At 46.9% G+C, this 14,939-nt stretch carries 25 protein-coding genes; 8 read left to right on the top strand and 17 right to left on the bottom strand.

What is annotated here, in order from left to right; all coding sequences use genetic code 11:
* Positions 1–50 precede the first annotated feature (50 nt).
* The gene (locus GCU39_RS03590; protein ID WP_152392250.1) at positions 51–341 is read right to left on the bottom strand and encodes a DUF3055 domain-containing protein; all 291 of its coding nucleotides are present in this window, start codon (positions 339–341) and stop codon (positions 51–53) included.
* Between the two features lie 223 nt (positions 342–564).
* On the opposite strand from GCU39_RS03590, the gene GCU39_RS03585 reads away from it, so the two are divergent.
* A complete protein-coding gene (locus GCU39_RS03585; RefSeq protein WP_152392249.1) occupies positions 565–984 on the top strand; it encodes a DUF1885 family protein in 420 nt (139 codons plus the stop codon).
* 55 nt (positions 985–1,039) lie between these two features.
* Here GCU39_RS03585 and GCU39_RS03580 read toward each other — a convergent pair whose 3' ends face one another.
* From GCU39_RS03580 to GCU39_RS31345, 6 genes are all read right to left on the bottom strand, one after another.
* Positions 1,040–1,357 (bottom strand): DUF1292 domain-containing protein, encoded by a 318-nt coding sequence (locus tag GCU39_RS03580; protein ID WP_152392248.1) that lies wholly within the window; start codon positions 1,355–1,357, stop codon positions 1,040–1,042.
* 103 nt (positions 1,358–1,460) lie between these two features.
* Positions 1,461–2,018 (bottom strand): stalk domain-containing protein, encoded by a 558-nt coding sequence (locus tag GCU39_RS03575; protein WP_152392247.1) that lies wholly within the window; start codon positions 2,016–2,018, stop codon positions 1,461–1,463.
* A 178-nt stretch (positions 2,019–2,196) separates the two neighbouring features.
* Positions 2,197–2,400, bottom strand: coding sequence for a hypothetical protein (locus GCU39_RS03570; protein ID WP_152392246.1), 204 nt, complete (start codon positions 2,398–2,400; stop codon positions 2,197–2,199).
* Between the two features lie 154 nt (positions 2,401–2,554).
* Positions 2,555–2,782 carry a DUF3892 domain-containing protein gene (locus tag GCU39_RS03565; RefSeq protein WP_152397071.1) on the bottom strand — a complete coding sequence of 76 codons (228 nt, stop codon included), beginning with the start codon at positions 2,780–2,782 and terminating at the stop codon, positions 2,555–2,557.
* 51 nt (positions 2,783–2,833) lie between these two features.
* Positions 2,834–3,277 carry a GNAT family N-acetyltransferase gene (locus GCU39_RS03560; RefSeq protein ID WP_152392245.1) on the bottom strand — a complete coding sequence of 148 codons (444 nt, stop codon included), beginning with the start codon at positions 3,275–3,277 and terminating at the stop codon, positions 2,834–2,836.
* A gap of 252 nt (positions 3,278–3,529) precedes the next feature.
* Positions 3,530–3,685 carry a hypothetical protein gene (locus GCU39_RS31345; protein WP_193726755.1) on the bottom strand — a complete coding sequence of 52 codons (156 nt, stop codon included), beginning with the start codon at positions 3,683–3,685 and terminating at the stop codon, positions 3,530–3,532.
* A gap of 116 nt (positions 3,686–3,801) precedes the next feature.
* On the opposite strand from GCU39_RS31345, the gene GCU39_RS03555 reads away from it, so the two are divergent.
* Both GCU39_RS03555 and GCU39_RS03550 read left to right on the top strand, forming a co-directional pair.
* Positions 3,802–4,524 (top strand): uracil-DNA glycosylase, encoded by a 723-nt coding sequence (locus tag GCU39_RS03555; RefSeq protein ID WP_152392244.1) that lies wholly within the window; start codon positions 3,802–3,804, stop codon positions 4,522–4,524.
* Between the two features lie 13 nt (positions 4,525–4,537).
* A complete protein-coding gene (locus GCU39_RS03550; RefSeq protein ID WP_152392243.1) occupies positions 4,538–4,984 on the top strand; it encodes a hypothetical protein in 447 nt (148 codons plus the stop codon).
* Between the two features lie 95 nt (positions 4,985–5,079).
* Here GCU39_RS03550 and GCU39_RS31725 read toward each other — a convergent pair whose 3' ends face one another.
* Positions 5,080–5,184, bottom strand: a complete 105-nt coding sequence (locus GCU39_RS31725) for a YjcZ family sporulation protein (protein ID WP_227793431.1) — start codon at positions 5,182–5,184, stop codon at positions 5,080–5,082.
* A gap of 176 nt (positions 5,185–5,360) precedes the next feature.
* On the opposite strand from GCU39_RS31725, the gene GCU39_RS03545 reads away from it, so the two are divergent.
* Together GCU39_RS03545 and GCU39_RS03540 are read left to right on the top strand one after the other, a co-directional pair.
* Positions 5,361–5,699: a L,D-transpeptidase gene (locus GCU39_RS03545; protein WP_152392242.1), complete on the top strand. Its 339-nt coding sequence runs from the start codon at positions 5,361–5,363 to the stop codon at positions 5,697–5,699.
* Positions 5,700–5,790: 91 nt separating this feature from the next.
* On the top strand, positions 5,791–6,159 hold the full coding sequence (locus tag GCU39_RS03540; RefSeq protein ID WP_152392241.1) for a hypothetical protein: 369 nt from the start codon (positions 5,791–5,793) through the stop codon (positions 6,157–6,159).
* An 89-nt stretch (positions 6,160–6,248) separates the two neighbouring features.
* Here GCU39_RS03540 and GCU39_RS03535 read toward each other — a convergent pair whose 3' ends face one another.
* Together GCU39_RS03535 and GCU39_RS03530 are read right to left on the bottom strand one after the other, a co-directional pair.
* Entirely contained in the window at positions 6,249–6,926 is a 678-nt protein-coding gene (locus GCU39_RS03535) for an LrgB family protein (RefSeq protein ID WP_152392240.1), read from the bottom strand.
* Complete coding sequence (locus GCU39_RS03530) at positions 6,920–7,294, bottom strand: CidA/LrgA family protein (protein WP_152392239.1); 375 nt, start codon at positions 7,292–7,294, stop codon at positions 6,920–6,922. Before GCU39_RS03530 ends, GCU39_RS03535 begins: the two co-directional genes overlap by 7 nt.
* 113 nt (positions 7,295–7,407) lie before the next feature.
* Between GCU39_RS03530 and GCU39_RS03525 the strand changes: the two genes are divergently transcribed.
* Together GCU39_RS03525 and GCU39_RS31340 are read left to right on the top strand one after the other, a co-directional pair.
* Positions 7,408–8,298 (top strand): LysR family transcriptional regulator, encoded by an 891-nt coding sequence (locus tag GCU39_RS03525; protein WP_152392238.1) that lies wholly within the window; start codon positions 7,408–7,410, stop codon positions 8,296–8,298.
* 57 nt (positions 8,299–8,355) lie between these two features.
* Entirely contained in the window at positions 8,356–8,526 is a 171-nt protein-coding gene (locus GCU39_RS31340) for a hypothetical protein (RefSeq protein ID WP_193726754.1), read from the top strand.
* Positions 8,527–8,542: 16 nt separating this feature from the next.
* Here the strand turns inward: GCU39_RS31340 and GCU39_RS03520 are convergent, their stop codons facing one another.
* The 7 genes from GCU39_RS03520 to GCU39_RS32365 all read right to left on the bottom strand — a co-directional run bounded on the left by GCU39_RS03520 (position 8,543) and on the right by GCU39_RS32365 (position 13,840).
* Complete coding sequence (locus GCU39_RS03520) at positions 8,543–8,800, bottom strand: hypothetical protein (protein WP_152392237.1); 258 nt, start codon at positions 8,798–8,800, stop codon at positions 8,543–8,545.
* Between the two features lie 45 nt (positions 8,801–8,845).
* Positions 8,846–9,355 carry a phosphoesterase gene (locus tag GCU39_RS03515; protein WP_152392236.1) on the bottom strand — a complete coding sequence of 170 codons (510 nt, stop codon included), beginning with the start codon at positions 9,353–9,355 and terminating at the stop codon, positions 8,846–8,848.
* 83 nt (positions 9,356–9,438) lie between these two features.
* Complete coding sequence (locus tag GCU39_RS03510; RefSeq protein ID WP_152392235.1) at positions 9,439–10,179, bottom strand: SDR family NAD(P)-dependent oxidoreductase; 741 nt, start codon at positions 10,177–10,179, stop codon at positions 9,439–9,441.
* A gap of 51 nt (positions 10,180–10,230) precedes the next feature.
* Positions 10,231–11,070 carry a hypothetical protein gene (locus GCU39_RS03505; RefSeq protein WP_193726753.1) on the bottom strand — a complete coding sequence of 280 codons (840 nt, stop codon included), beginning with the start codon at positions 11,068–11,070 and terminating at the stop codon, positions 10,231–10,233.
* 417 nt (positions 11,071–11,487) lie between these two features.
* Complete coding sequence (locus GCU39_RS03500; protein ID WP_152397070.1) at positions 11,488–12,399, bottom strand: NADP-dependent oxidoreductase; 912 nt, start codon at positions 12,397–12,399, stop codon at positions 11,488–11,490.
* A 23-nt stretch (positions 12,400–12,422) separates the two neighbouring features.
* Complete coding sequence (locus GCU39_RS03495; protein WP_321575621.1) at positions 12,423–13,571, bottom strand: MFS transporter; 1,149 nt, start codon at positions 13,569–13,571, stop codon at positions 12,423–12,425.
* Entirely contained in the window at positions 13,514–13,840 is a 327-nt protein-coding gene (locus tag GCU39_RS32365; protein ID WP_321575620.1) for an MFS transporter, read from the bottom strand. Before GCU39_RS32365 ends, GCU39_RS03495 begins: the two co-directional genes overlap by 58 nt.
* Before the next feature lie 160 nt (positions 13,841–14,000).
* On the opposite strand from GCU39_RS32365, the gene GCU39_RS03490 reads away from it, so the two are divergent.
* Positions 14,001–14,927 carry a LysR family transcriptional regulator gene (locus GCU39_RS03490; protein WP_152392233.1) on the top strand — a complete coding sequence of 309 codons (927 nt, stop codon included), beginning with the start codon at positions 14,001–14,003 and terminating at the stop codon, positions 14,925–14,927.
* Positions 14,928–14,939 lie beyond the last annotated feature (12 nt).

The raw sequence follows: 14,939 nt of genomic DNA, 5'->3' as shown, positions 1-14,939 counted from the left end.
GGAATCATTCTACGTCACACGTAAAATGCCCCCGGTCTCATTGTAAACGCTCAATATTGGTCAGTTACGCCAACTGCAGGAATCCGAGATTTCAGCAACACAGCCAGATCCTCACCGACCTTACGGTCCGTAATATGGAACATCTTCTGAATATAATCGACATGGTTGAGATCGTCTGAACCGATTACTGCGGATCTGCCGGTCTGCATGCAGACGACAAGCGGCTTCCCGAAAAAGTGATTCGTATAAATGATTGAGAAATCATACCTTGCATTTTCTGAAATACATCCAATGAAATTAACGTTGGTTTGCTCTGCTTCATCGTAGAGATGTTCGAACATCCTAGATTCCTCCTCTCGTGTGAACCGAAAGTTACATAACAGAATATTCAGAATATTTAAGTAATTCTATCACGAGTCTGGCTTGCCATGCAATCCCCTTTTTGCCTGAATGTAGAAATGATTGTCAAGAAGAACCTCGAAATGCTATGATGTTGTTGTGCTAATTGGGATAAGATGGAACCGGATCACCCGGGCGACACTAAGGACTTGAGGTGGTATAACGATGAGTCAAAGCGCTTACATAACATTCGTTGAAGGATCTACCGTGACGGAGATGTCCCTCGAGGACGTGAAGCAATCACTCCTTCACTACAAGGAACAGACCGCATTAACGGGCAAGCAGCTTGATTGGGATTATGCAGAAGCTGCCTTTCCGTATACGATTGAGACGCGGCCAGGGGAAGAACAGCAATGGTTTTATTTGAAAGGCGCGCTTCCTCGCTACAAATATATCCTATTCGGGGTAGGATCTCGCGTCGAAGATGACCAAGAACGTCATTATATCCAGGTCGTTCTCCCGGAAGAAGCCACGCATGGCGACAAAGCCAAGGGCAATGAGCTCTGCAAGTATATCGCGCGAGCGAACAAAGCCGAGCTCCGCATGTTCAATGGCAGAACGTTTTATTTCAATCCACGTAAATAATGGCATGAAGAAACCCGCCAAGCATCCGCCTGACGGGTTTTGTTGTGTCTTACGATTAACCTTCGTGTGCTGCAACAAGCTCTTCATACGCTTGCTGTACGCGATTCCACTCTTCTTCATCTTCGATGTTGTAAAGGACCATCTCCTCGTCCTCTTCTTCCATACGAAGAATAACGCCATCCGCTTCCGGATTGCTGCGCTCAAGTAACAATGCATATACACTATCGTCACAGTTAAAAGTTTCAACGAGGACCATTTCCACTTCTTTACCGTTCTCATCCGTTAATGTTAGTACAAACTCTTCATGGTCGTGGTCATGACTGTGGTCGTGACCGCATCCGCAGTTGTCGTGATCGTGATTATGATCGCTCATCTGTAACCCTCTTTTCAGTTATTATGTACACCTCGTATCGTAACATGTTCCTGGACAAGGGTCAAACATCGAATTCACGATCAAATCCTCAAGCGAAACGCGATTAAATCGCCGTAATTTCTTTCTCCGCAACGCGTGTGTAGTCCCCACCCGAAGGCTTGACAAAAAATGCTACCGTATACTTTCCTGCTGCCTTAAAATCGTATGTAAGTTCTTGCGTCTGGAACATGAAATATTCCTTCCGTTCCTTCAAATCCAATTCTTGAATGTCTTTTGATTTGCCAGCAGGATCAATGATCGAGACTTTGACCGCATCAGCCGCTATCTTCAAATTATCAACCGAACATAGCACATTGAACTTGAATTCACCGCGTTTCACGACCCCGAATATATCTTTTCCCGAGAACGTAAGCATGTGAACATTCGGTTTATTCACCGTCACCTTCTTCGCATTATCGTCCCACTCGACGATCGCCTTCAGCGCATCGCCTGCTTGGCTCACCGAGAGATACGTCTTACCATCTATCATGACAGCACCATCGCTTACTTCTTCTCCGTTAAACACCATCTTGATCTTCTGTGTTATCGAATCCGCAAAAATAACCGAACCGCCCATCAGCGATAGTGCAAGTGCTACAACCATTACTCTTCTAGCCTTCATCAATTATAGACCTCCAATATTGTGACAGTTGATTGTTTATACTCCAATTAGAGGGCAGAGTTGCGGTCTACAAAAGAATAATTTATTGTCGATTTTGAAAGATAAGTATCAGTTATCTTGGCCCTGCTAAATCTGAATCGGGAAATGAAGAGACGCCGCCAATCATTTCCCGTTCGCTTTACTTGGATATCAACGTTCTTGTCAGAATACAAGGTACACCTTTGCCTACGGAGCCTGCTTTACGCATGTGTTCCATATACCGGATTCCTCGCGCACACTGCTGTTTGCAGACTTCACAACGGTCCGAGGTCACGATGCGCATCGTGTACTGAGCACGCTCGGATGTTTTTTTCTTCTTCTTGACGGATTTCCCCTTAGCCAACGGAATCAACTCTTTTCATACAAAGTTCTTCATTCCTCCATCATATGAAAAGGGGGTATTCCATGTTCGCCCCGGCCTGGCTCAAAAAGAAAACGATCTGCAAGGGAATGTCCCTCACAGATCGCTGGTCGCATCTTATTGAATTGTACTTCGGTTAAAAGGTCGGCAAATTGTCTAGGTTATTCGAAGGATCGCCATCGGCATCGCCTCGAATATACATTTCACCGTCGCGCCCTTTAAAGGCGTTCACACCGGCAATCTCACCATTCTTAACGGCTTGCAATGCTTCTTGGTATTGCAAGACGCGTCCGGATGAAGTCTTGAATTGATGAATATCACCGTCACCATTTTTCTGAACAGCTACAATTGTCTCACGTTCCATCGTTACATCCGCTCCTCGCATATATGTCATGTATTCGAGGATAGTGTAACCTTATAGCGATTTTTTCATACGAACATGCAGAATTCCTGCGTCATAGAATGGTTCCTTCGAAATAACTTCATAACTCAGCTTCGCATAGAACTTTTCAGCTTGGCACTGCGCATCTAATATTGCGTCACTGAGACCCAAATCCTTCGCAATCTGCTCTAGCGCTAGCAGCAGTACACGACCGTAGCCATAACCGCGATAGTCCTTTTTCACCGCAATGCGCTGCATTTTGGCCATATGTTCTTGATAGATCGTTAATCGACCTGTCGCCACAGCTTGTCCTTCATGCTCGAGTAATACATGATAAGCTTGGCCAGCGAGTGTATCGTATTCATCAATTTCCAAATCTTCCGGTACCTTCTGCTCCTGAACGAAGACCTCGAGTCGGATAGAGAGACACTTTCGTAGTTCTTCTTCTGTTTTCACTTGAATAATTTGCGCTGCCATGTCTTCACCTCAACCCTGGATTTCGAACTTCCTTAAATTTGTAACAATCCTGATTATACAAAAGAATGATTTTGATGTATAGTTGGGGGGTATGAAGCTCGAATGATTGAATGCGAAGGGAGGTCATCGCCATGACAGCCGCAATTATTGGAACGATTGTTATTATTGCCCTGATCACTTGGGTCACCTTGTGGGTAACGCGTAAAGCCTATTCGAGAAAGTGGGAAGAAGAGTAGATCCTTTTCGAAGCGCTTACTTATCGATCTCTGTAAGTCGTCTTAACCAGACAAATTGTTCATCATGCTTCAAGCTATCTCTACTTACGAAGATTGCGACCAACCAGATAACTCCGATCACCAGGATCGAGAAACATAAAAACCACCCGATAAATTCGCCAACTTCGTTCATTCGCACCCTCCTTCTTGACCTAGAATCACTACTTATGACAATTTTATGAATGATTTGTGCGAATTAGTCCGACTCACTCCCTCATGCGTTACCGTTTTTTTGAAAGGAGTTCCACCATGTCTTTTGTTCTACCTCACGATTGGAACCAGCAGCTGCGTGAAGAATTAGAGCAGCCTTACATGCAAGAGCTGAGTAAGTGGCTGGATGAAGAATACCGGCAGGAGACGATTTACCCGCCAAAAGATGATCTATTCGAAGCGTTCCGCTTAACGACCTTTGCAGATACCAAAGTCGTCATTCTGGGGCAGGATCCCTATCACGGACCCGAGCAGGCGCATGGACTTAGCTTCTCGGTTCGCCCTGGGGTACGGGTCCCCCCGTCGCTTCGAAATATCTATAAAGAGTTACAATCAGATCTGTCTTGCTCCATCCCTGATCACGGCACGTTAACGGATTGGGCGGCGCAAGGCGTTTTGCTGTTAAATACCGTGCTTACAGTTCGTGAGGGTCTGCCGGCTTCGCATCAAGGACAAGGCTGGGAACGATTCACCGATGCCGTCCTGCAAGCGCTCCAACAGCGTGACAAGCCGCTTGTCTTTATTCTGTGGGGCAACCATGCGATCCAGAAGGCCGCTTCGATCGATACGGCGCGTCACTGTGTCATAACCTCGGCACATCCAAGTCCTCTTGCGGCGCGCAAAGGATTTTTCGGCAGCCGTCCATTCTCTCGCACGAATGAATTTCTGCAGCAGCAAGGGCTAACACCGATCGATTGGAATCTTGATTATCTTGATATTTTTGCTACTATTAAAGAGGATATCTCGAAGATTCGGTCATAAGGGAGCTAGGGCTATGGAAAAGTTAGTAGGGAAACAAGTCATCGTCTATTATGGTCAACGGATGCAGCTGACTGCGCAAGGGACCCTTAGTGAATGGGATGAACAGGAAGAGATGATCACCCTCGCACCCGAAGGCATTCGAATACCGGTCGAACAAATCGCGAAAATCGAGCTAATGGAACCCGTGGAAGTTCGTTCTGAGCTGGCACGAGATCCTGCCTATCGGTCAGGAAATGTTCGATTTGTCATGCATGAGCCTGTTCAATTTGATAATGCAATCTATTTTCAATCTCCTGTGTCCATTTGGCATAAGGATCGACTCATCTGCCATGAGAATCGGATCATTCACCATACAGAGCATGAGGTTACGATTCAGGGTGGTACGGTGTTCCGCAAAGCGGAATGTCAATTCATCGTCAAATCGATGATCGGCATCCAACACGCATCTCGAAATGAATAAGGAATCGCCCAGATGTTAGGGGCAACATGATAGCAAAAAGGTAGCCGATGTCGGCTACCTTTTGTTGTAGGAGAGGTTATTCCGTAAATTGACGCTTAAAACAGACATGCACAACTTACGATTACCAAAAGGATGAAAAGCACCAAAATCGTACCTGTACTCGTGAACAAACCGCCAACGCCTCTATCTTCTGCTCCCATGCTCCTCCCCCTCTCTGAAGAAGATTTATTTGGTACGGGACATTGTATGTTGGCGATGACACGTTGGTATGGGCAAGTACACAGGTCGAATTTGTTTTTTAGAGATGATCCCCTTCCCTCCATACGACATACCTTGTTATAAGTGGCTTAACATATTGTAAGGAGGGTACGCGCAAATGCCGCAATACCGTATTATCATCGATCTTTCAGATCGGATGCTGTATGTATTAGACGGAGATCGTGCCGTTCGCGGATTCCCTGTTGGCATCGGGAAGATGGTCACTCAGACACCAAGCGGAGAATTTGAAATTATCAATAAAGTGCCTAATCCCGGTGGTCCATTCGGAGCCTTCTGGATGGGATTATCGAAGCCGCATTACGGCATTCATGGCACAAATGATCCATCTTCCATCGGCCATGAAGTCTCGCATGGATGTATACGCATGTATAATGAGGATGTTCTTCAGCTGGCATCAATGGTTTCTATAGGTACACACGTGACGATCCGACCTTAGGTCATTCGCCCATAATTGACCGGGCGAGTGTCCCGATTGCGGAGTATAGCATACGCTATTCTATACTCAACAACCAGGAGGATGAATCCAAATGACCTATGTTCCTTCGATGTATCAAGATTCTAACTATGACGGGTACTCCCCATATCCATATCCTTATTACCAAAATCCATACTATCCAACGCCTTATCCATACCCTTACCCGTATTATCCAAGCTACACACCGTTCTTCTTCCCCGTTTTCATCGGCGGCTTCCACGACGGGTTCCATGATGGCTTCCACAATGGCTTCCACAATGGCTTCCATAATGGGTTCCATGACGGTCATATGGGAGGTGGCCATATGGGTGGCGGACACATGGGGGGCGGCGGACACCGAGGGCAATTCCAAGGACAACAGCAAGAATTCCATGCTCAACCACAACATGACATCATTAAGGCGAGCAAGAAGAAAAAGTAGCTCGCAAACTAAAAAACGCCTACTTCCGCAGCATCCGGATGGGCGTTTTTTTGTACGTATGAAAATAACGATTCTTGCCGCAAATGCGCTTAGAGCCACATCATAATATAAGGGGCTACACCTAGCGTAATAAAGGCGGTGACCATCATCGAGATGCCGGCAACAGAACCTGCCACAGGGTCGTATTCGAGCGCTTTGCTGATGCCGCAGGCATGTGCGCTTGTTCCGAACAAAGCTCCTCTTGCGACTGAGCTATGAATTCTGAAGTATTTGACAATCATCGGACCAAGAATCATCCCTAGCAGTCCCGTAATCAGCGTGGATACCGCAGTCACGGTTGGAATGCCACCGATCATGTCCGATACGGAAACCGCAATCGGCGTGGTTGTAGAACGCGGTGCAACCGAGTCTGTAATTTCCTTGGCAAGTCCTAACATATTTGCAATCCCTGCCGATGTAATGATCGCAATAATCGCACCGGCGCCTACGCTAACCATGATGGCCTTAGCGTTCTTTTTCAGTACATCAACATGCTTGTAGAGCATAACCGCAAGCGCGATCGTTGCCGGCTTCACCATCTCGGACAACCAACCCGCTCCCGAATTATACGATTGGAAGGACACCCCACTGCATTGAATCAATAAAATGACAATAATCGGTACAACCAAGACAGGCGTTAAGTATACTTTCGGAAAGGCTTTATATAATCTTTTCGAGGCAAAATAGATCGCTACGGTTATGAACAACCAAAAAATCGCTTCTAACATGGCGTATTTCCTTCCTTCTTGGCTGCGATCCGCTGACTGATCAATCCCGTACAAATCATGACGGCCAACGTACTCAGGAGAATCGTGATGGACATGCGCAGCCCGCTCTCAACCATCAAGCTTTTGTATTTAATTATGCCGACAGCCGCAGGGATAAAGAATAAGAGCATTTCTGCGAGCAGCCAGTTCGAGCCTTGTTCAATCCAGTTAAGACGTATGATGTTGAATTTCAATAAGATAAATAATACGGCGATGCCAATAATCGTTCCGGGTATAGGCGAATGAATCCATGCTGCAAATGCATCCGATAGTTTGGCAACAATAATGAAAAATAGAACTTGGATGACGGTTCTAAGTAGTGTCTTCATGGATGAATCCATCCCCTCTCTCTAAATCCAGTATACAGATTTCATTTTCATAGGTAAAATGAATTTATATTATGATTTTCATTCCATTTAGCTATGAAGAGAGGAGCATTCCCATGGATATACGGCACTTACAATACATTACAGAAATTGCCCGCTACAACAGCTTCACCAAGGCCGCCGACTCGCTACATATTACCCAGCCGACGATCAGCAAAACCATCATCAATCTTGAGCAAGAATTAAATACGGAAATCTTCGTACGGGATGGCAAACAAATCAAATTAACGGATGCCGGCGAGACTATCATGCAATACGCTGAACCTATTCTGCAGTTATTCGACCAGCTGACGGCTGAAATCAATGATCTGACCTATCTGAACAAAGGAAATATCCGGATTGGGATTCCGCCAATGGCAGGTTCGAGTTATTTTCCAATGGTCATCAAGCAGTTCCAGGCCGCTTACCCTGGGATCACAATCCATATGGTGGAGGACGGCGCCAAACGAATTGAAGAACGAATTGTGGAAGGCGATATCGACGTTGGAGCTGTGCTGTGGCCGATCGATCAAGCGATGTTCGATTCATTCCCTATCGTCGAGGATCGCTTGAAGGTCATCATGCATCCGTCACACCCGATGGCGAGCCGTAAACACATTGAACTGCATGAGCTGTCCCAAGATCGATTCATCCTATTCAGCCAGCAGTTCGCATTACATGAACGCATCATCCATGAATGCCGTGCCGTCGGATTCGAGCCGCAAATTGTAAGCGAGAGCTCACATTGGGATTTTATCGGGGAAATGGTGGGTGCAGATATCGGAATCGCCATGCTGCCGGATACAATCTGTCGCTTGCTCGCCCCGGAGAAGGTTCGGGCCGTCGCCTTAATCAATCCGATCATGCCTTGGCAGCTATCTATGGCTTGGCGGCGGGAAGGATATTTATCGCGGGCATCTCGGGCGTGGATTGCGTTTACGAAGGAATATTTTGGCCTATTGTCATAAGGGTTCTACGGTTCGGGAAAGATAAATTAATCATTCGATAATCGAAGGAGCAACGAGATGAAACATGATGATTTAGACCACGTCACCAATCCGAGTGTCTTATATGATCTCGGCCTCGCGGACAGGACACTGATGAAGACCGAACAACTCATTCAAAATATCGACCACACGTATGATAACAAACCTTATAGCGCGGTTATTACCGAAACAGAAGGAGAGGTCGAATGACCTCTCCTTCTCACGATTAACCACATGTATCATCTTCCATTATCAAATGACTGCCACGCTCTACGATGGTGTAGTCCGCATGCCTGATGAACCAATGCTCTGTTTCCTTATGCTCGGACACTTCAACACCGAACTCCCCATCAGCAGGCTCAAAGTCATACCAGCTTGTAACCAACACCTCTTGGCCGATTTCGAACGGATGGTCGTTGCTATTACCGGTAATTTTCACTTTATCGCCTGGCTCTGCATGCCCGGTATGCTGCTGTTCTGTCATTTTCCAAATCCTCCATTAACTTCATTAAGCGTAATCATTGCAGATTTATTGTTCTTCACTCACGACAACCGCATCCCGAATCTGTTCGAACGAGACCGGCTTATAGTCCCAGTGCTCAACACTTACATTAAAGTAGCTCTTTCCTTCGTACTTCTGACTATGAATATGGCCGTGCACATTCACGAAGGGCATATGTTTGTTCATATACATCGGCTCATGCGTCAGAAAGAAAAATTGCTGATAAATGATCGGATGCTCACTTACTTCATGAAAACCCACATCAAGCCACCACTCGCGCGAACGGCCGCGATCATGATTCCCAAGAATCAGATGTTTATATCCATTCAACTGACTGACAATATGCTTAGTCTGCTCGCGATTCCAGAAGGAGAAGTCCCCTAGGTGAAAGACTTTATCCTCTTGACCAACCACCGCATTCCACCGTTCAATCATATAAGGATCCATGTCCTCTACACCCTGAAAAGGTCTGGATTCGAAATCAATGATCCCGCGATGACCAAAATGATGATCTGAGGTAAAGAAAACTCGCTGCATGAAGCCACACCCCTTTGTTCAACCTTCTATTCTATAGAGTCTATCATGTTTTGGAGATCTGTCAAAAGCACGCAGCTCAGAGCTTAGACCTCTGTATATTTAACCAGCTTACCAGATTCGAATGGTTTCTCAATGATCTGTAATAAATGCTTGCACAGCGCTTCTGTCGTGAGTAATTGACCGGTTTGATACGCATGTCTGAAATATTTGGCCATCTCGAACTCGCCATCTCTCTTCTCTCTTGCGAGCATCTGCATCTCGGTATCGACCATGCCGGGGTCTACGGCAATAATTTCGACTGGGTTGTTGTCACTGCGAACCTGCTCTAAGCCGACACATTGCGAGAACATGTTCAACCCCGCCTTCGCTGTGCAGTACACGCTCATATCCGGTGATGGATACGTTCCTGAGCCGGAAGAAATATTGATAATTTTCCGCCGAATTCGCACATTCTCCGATAGCTGGATAAAACATGAAGTAAGCAGCATCGGGGCGATGAGACTGATCTGCAGACTTCGGTTAATCTCATGCAGCGTGCATTGTTCAATCGGTTTCAGCGGCTCTGCCATCGCTGCATTATTCACAAGGCAGATCATATCCGCATGATGGAGATCGATCTGGTTGAATACCGAATCCATCAAGGTAGATATGCCCATAGGATCGCTCAGATCATAATGGATATGGGTATAATTCTGGTATTCGGTTAGAGTAGAGTCACCTCTAGCTATGCCGTGAACCATGTGATTCTGCTCTAACAGTATTTTGGCTAGCTGTTCGCCAATCCCTCTTGATGTCCCCGTAATGATGAAATGATCCCGACGCATGGTATCCCCTCCATTTTGTTTTGTTATCCTGTATACAGTGAATTTGAACAATCACGACGTTGCATCGTTCACGACAAGTTGTTCTAACTGGCGAACCAATTCTTCTAAAGGGGCTAGATCTTGCTTGATCCATTCAAGTGTCTCTTCTCGATGTCTCTCATCAGCCATTCTCTTGATCCAATAGTTGTATTTCCCCATCTTATAACAGCATCTTGCACAAACTTGACCGCATTGAAATTGTTCCCAAGTAAGGGGCTGGCTCGCATTCGCATTCCAGGTCTTTAGAAATGCTTGCATGGCGAGCTCGATTCGCTCTGGTGTGCTCGGGATGGATTCGTAGCCTTCGCCATAGTGCTCAAACAGCATGATCATGGGTCTGACACTGGCATATTCGAAATCAATGAAGATCACATTCCCATGATGATCGATGATCGTATTGTGTAAAGAAATGTCACCCGGGTCAAAAGTATTCGGCATCCGTTTCATGGTATGCAAGATAAAATCCTGATTGGCGGTAATGAACTGCAATTGATTATATAAACGTACGCCTATTGTCGTCAGAATGAGTTCTTGGTGCTTCACGAGCATATCATTAAACGCAAAAAATCGATCCAACGTATCTTGAGAAAGTTGGTCATGGCCGCCGACGCGATCAGACCATTCAGCCGTCCATTTACCTAATACTGAATAGGTGCTATGAATGTCTCGTTCGCTTGTAAAATCGGGGTGCCTGCCGTCGATCCATTCCAAAGCGAGAAAGGTATTGCCGCTTGAAGATATTTCACAGACGAAGACTTGCGGAATATTGCTAGACTGGAAATGTCGGAGTCGTTCGTAGGCACGCACTTCCTGCCCCAATCCTTGATCATCCCCATATTTGATAAGTACCACTTGTGATGTGCATTGCACCTTTTCTATGATTCGCCCGTGTTTGGTGTTATCAATGATCGTGCGCTTTCGTACATCCGCAGAAAGGCGTTCCTCTAATTCGGCTTTGCTAAGACGCTTCAACGCGTTCACCCTTTATTATTCTATTCCTTTACATTTCGCATCAGGACGGTGTGACTCATTCTATTTTTGCAAGAAATGCCATCATTCGCTCGTTCACAGCATTCGGATTGCCTCCGATCATATGGGGCTGATGGCCGTAATCTTCGATGCGCATGTCAAGCTCCCCCTCCGCATATTCTCTGTTTTGTTAATTCGACCACACCCTAATTTTTACCTTCTTGTCGATCCATGTCTAGGTATGCCAAAAAAGCCGCCGATGCTAACGCATACAGCGACTTCAATAGATTGACGTACATCCTACATCATGACCAGAACCACTTTCCCGCGCCCATGTCCTTTCTCTACCACGGTGTGCGCATCTGCTGCTCTCTCCATAGGGAACGCCTCACGAATATGAATGCTTAGCTTCCCAGCATCATACAGATCGATCAACTTTGCTAACCGTGCCTTAGAGCGTTGGCTGCGTATTGCGCGAATTCCAAGCTCACTAGCCACATCGAACGCAACAATCGTGCCGACTCGGCTCTTATCCAGGACGAACTCGCATGCAACGCGCAGACCATCGCCCCCTGCAGCATCCACAGCTGCGTGTATGCCTTCTGGCGCAAGCGCGCGAAGTCGCTCAGATAGCCCTTCACCATAGATCACAGGTATCGCACCCAGCGAAAGCAAATATTCCTGATTGGCTTCACTCGCCGTTCCGATGACCGAGGCCCCGAACGCCCGTGCAACTTGCACCGCTATCGTTCCTACCGCTCCGGCTGCACCATTGATCAACACTGTATCCCCTTGGCTGACATCTAGCAATTCTAGCGCCGTAACCGCTGTCTGGCCCGCTCCGGATAACCCTCCTGCAACTTCCCAAGGCATCCTCGACGGTTTATGCACAATCTGTTCTTCGCTCACGATCACATAATCTGCGTAACTCCCCAATAGACGAAAACCAAGCACCTCGTCCCCGACTTGAAATTGCGATACGCCCTCACCAATCTGATCAATGATACCGGCGAACTCATTGCCTGGGATCGTCCCAACCGTAACTACCGTCCCAGGCGGGGAGAATCCTTTCCTCACTGCCGCATCCACCGGCTGAACCCCCGCCGCCTTCACCTTCACCCGCACTTCTCCAGAACCAGGGGGCACGATTTCAACATTCATCACTTGGAGCACTTCGGGCGCTCCGAATTCAGTAATCCCAATGGCTTTTATTTTCATATTGCTCCATCATCCTTTCATCCATGTGTTTTTATTTGCGGCATTTTCCCCTCAGGCCCGATCCGTTTGCGAAAGAAGACAAAATACAAGATACCCACGATCACAATAGCCAAAGATGCAGCCAAATAAATATTACTGAATACTTGCACCCCTTCATGTCCATTCCAGGGATTCCATCCTCTTTCCGCGCCATGATCAACCATTGTACCGTAGAAGCTCGCGGCAATCGCTCCAGACATAAAATTCATCAAGGATTGCAGCCCTGTCCCAATGCCAGCATGCTCTTGCGGCAGCGTCTGTGATATGCTGTGGGAGATCGCAATCAGCATGAATGATTGACCTACATTTCCCAAGATGAGAAATACGGAGATCCATAATGGAGACACGCCCGCGAAGGTTGAGATCAAGAAGAAGCATAACAACATCAGCACCGTCGCTGAATAAAATAAAACCTGACTACCTTTCGAATCTACAATTTTACCCCCTTTGCGCCCTAACAAGGCAGATGCCAAAGCCGCAGGCACCATGGATAGACCGATCCAACCAGGCGGCAGACGATAAACCTCACCGAGCATTTGCGGCGTTAGAAAAGGCACTGAATAGCCGATCCCTGTAATAACGAAAGCCAGCAATAATCCCATCGTATATTTTCTATGACGAAACAATTTCGGCTGCACGAATGGGTCCCCCGTCACCCTCACTCTCCAAATCAATAGGAGAAAACAGAGTAAGCTTACACTCGTAAGTTCCACAGCACCGAATGACATCGACAAGATTAAGAAAATGACGAACCCTGCCAACAGATTGCCACCGATCCAGTCCACCTTTCCTCCATGACCTGGTGAATCGTCCAAATACTTACGAAATAGAGGCAATACCAGAATAACCAACAAGGGGAGACAGAACAGCCATCTCCAATGAACAACGCTTACGATTAAGGCGGAGACAACTGGACCTAATACACCGCCCACGGCAAGCGAAGATACGGCTATTCCGATCGCCTTCCCCCGTTCTTCCGACGGAAAATACCGAATGGGAATCATTCCGCTTAAGGCAGGAATGACCGCTGCTCCAGCGGCTTGCATAACCCTGCCCGCAAGCAGCACCCCTAATTCTGTGCAATAAGTCCGATTAACGAGCCGATAGCCATGATCATAAGTCCGCACGTACTCACTGCTTTTAACTTATACATGTCCGCAAGCTTGCCATATACGACGGACCCAATCGCATAGACCACCAGGTAGGCCGACGACATCCAGCTTACTTGCGCAAAAGATAAACCGAATTGCGCCCGAATATCAGGAAGCACAATATTAAAAAGCGTCGCACTCATGACAGCGATCACGAGCGTAACTGCAAATATACGAATCAGCTTATCACGGCTGCGCCCTAGCTGAAGCGCCTGTGCTGAGTTTTCTGTATCACGATTCTCCATCCTCAAACCCACCTTCATCCAATTCAACGAACCTACTCTTTTCCCGGGAATCATTAGCGGCTTGTTGAGTTTTATTCTATAATGAAGGAGTTATAATAAAAAATACATCTTATATCATACTACTTATTCCATTGAGTATATGAATTGGGAGGGTGCACCAATGGAGCTGCTGCAGCTTCAATATTTTCGTACGGTTGCTAGACTCGAACATATGACCCGAGCGGCGCAAGAATTACGCGTTGCGCAACCAGCGCTCAGCAAGACGATCGCAAGGCTAGAAGAGGATGTAGGCGTTCCTTTATTTGACCGTCTAGGGCGACAAATAAAGCTGAATATGTTCGGCAGAGTGTTTCTAGAGAAGGCGGAGGCCGCTTTACATTTGCTGGAGGAAGGTAAAAGACAAGTCAATGATATGGCGGGGATGGCTCAAGGAAGCATTTATGTTGCAACCCCAACGATGAATCGATTATCCAGCCCCGTTGGGGCTTTTCTAGCGAAATTTCCGGACATTCAATTTCACCTCTCTCAGACGACAACCGAAGAGATCCCGCCGCTGCTGGAGAGCGGACAAATCGACTTTTCCTTCTCCGGCTTGCCAATCAATCGCCCTGGCATTTACGAGTTGCCCATTATGAAGGAAGAAGTATTTCTCGCCGTTCCTTCGAATCACAAATTTGCGGAGCGTACGCATATTAGCATGCAAGAGGTTGCCAATGAGCCCTTTATCGGCTACAAGCTGGATCATGTGTATCGTCAGCGGGACGATGATATCTTCAAACGTGCGGGACTCATCCCGAACTACGTGTGCGACGTCAACGAACCTAGCGCCAAATTAAGCTTAATCCGTGCAGGGCTCGGCATCGCATTCATCGGCGCCTGCAATAAAAGCGATGATGCTTCACTCGGAGATCTCACCCTGCTGACCATCGACTCCCCCAGCTTCAAGAGCTCTTTCCAGCTCGCTTGGCATGAGAAACACTATCTCTCCCGGGCAGCACAAGCGTTTCGGGATTTTATCATTGCATATTACCAAAATTCAGAGCCATTGCAGGCGGAGCAAGAGACGACCCCATCAGCACAAACCTAATAAGAATGGAGT

Origin of the sequence: Paenibacillus guangzhouensis (genome assembly GCF_009363075.1) — a bacterium.
Taxonomy (GTDB): Bacteria; Bacillota; Bacilli; order Paenibacillales; family Paenibacillaceae; genus Paenibacillus_K; species Paenibacillus_K guangzhouensis.
The sequence above is the reverse complement of the archived record's forward strand: the minus strand, read 5'-3'. Positions and strand labels throughout refer to the sequence as shown.

Bases quoted from the DNA above. Each gene is read 5' to 3' on its own strand.
- GCU39_RS03590 (WP_152392250.1), bottom strand. From the start codon at position 341: ATGTTCGAACATCTCTACGATGAAGCAGAGCAAACCAACGTTAATTTC.
- GCU39_RS03585 (WP_152392249.1), top strand. From the start codon at position 565: ATGAGTCAAAGCGCTTACATAACATTCGTTGAAGGATCTACCGTGACG.
- GCU39_RS03580 (WP_152392248.1), bottom strand. From the start codon at position 1,357: ATGAGCGATCATAATCACGATCACGACAACTGCGGATGCGGTCACGAC.
- GCU39_RS03575 (WP_152392247.1), bottom strand. From the start codon at position 2,018: ATGAAGGCTAGAAGAGTAATGGTTGTAGCACTTGCACTATCGCTGATG.
- GCU39_RS03565 (WP_152397071.1), bottom strand. From the start codon at position 2,782: ATGGAACGTGAGACAATTGTAGCTGTTCAGAAAAATGGTGACGGTGAT.
- GCU39_RS03560 (WP_152392245.1), bottom strand. From the start codon at position 3,277: ATGGCAGCGCAAATTATTCAAGTGAAAACAGAAGAAGAACTACGAAAG.
- GCU39_RS31345 (WP_193726755.1), bottom strand. From the start codon at position 3,685: ATGAACGAAGTTGGCGAATTTATCGGGTGGTTTTTATGTTTCTCGATC.
- GCU39_RS03555 (WP_152392244.1), top strand. From the start codon at position 3,802: ATGTCTTTTGTTCTACCTCACGATTGGAACCAGCAGCTGCGTGAAGAA.
- GCU39_RS03550 (WP_152392243.1), top strand. From the start codon at position 4,538: ATGGAAAAGTTAGTAGGGAAACAAGTCATCGTCTATTATGGTCAACGG.
- GCU39_RS31725 (WP_227793431.1), bottom strand. From the start codon at position 5,184: ATGGGAGCAGAAGATAGAGGCGTTGGCGGTTTGTTCACGAGTACAGGT.
- GCU39_RS03545 (WP_152392242.1), top strand. From the start codon at position 5,361: ATGCCGCAATACCGTATTATCATCGATCTTTCAGATCGGATGCTGTAT.
- GCU39_RS03540 (WP_152392241.1), top strand. From the start codon at position 5,791: ATGACCTATGTTCCTTCGATGTATCAAGATTCTAACTATGACGGGTAC.
- GCU39_RS03535 (WP_152392240.1), bottom strand. From the start codon at position 6,926: ATGTTAGAAGCGATTTTTTGGTTGTTCATAACCGTAGCGATCTATTTT.
- GCU39_RS03530 (WP_152392239.1), bottom strand. From the start codon at position 7,294: ATGAAGACACTACTTAGAACCGTCATCCAAGTTCTATTTTTCATTATT.
- GCU39_RS03525 (WP_152392238.1), top strand. From the start codon at position 7,408: ATGGATATACGGCACTTACAATACATTACAGAAATTGCCCGCTACAAC.
- GCU39_RS31340 (WP_193726754.1), top strand. From the start codon at position 8,356: ATGAAACATGATGATTTAGACCACGTCACCAATCCGAGTGTCTTATAT.
- GCU39_RS03520 (WP_152392237.1), bottom strand. From the start codon at position 8,800: ATGACAGAACAGCAGCATACCGGGCATGCAGAGCCAGGCGATAAAGTG.
- GCU39_RS03515 (WP_152392236.1), bottom strand. From the start codon at position 9,355: ATGCAGCGAGTTTTCTTTACCTCAGATCATCATTTTGGTCATCGCGGG.
- GCU39_RS03510 (WP_152392235.1), bottom strand. From the start codon at position 10,179: ATGCGTCGGGATCATTTCATCATTACGGGGACATCAAGAGGGATTGGC.
- GCU39_RS32365 (WP_321575620.1), bottom strand. From the start codon at position 13,840: ATGGAGAATCGTGATACAGAAAACTCAGCACAGGCGCTTCAGCTAGGG.
- GCU39_RS03490 (WP_152392233.1), top strand. From the start codon at position 14,001: ATGGAGCTGCTGCAGCTTCAATATTTTCGTACGGTTGCTAGACTCGAA.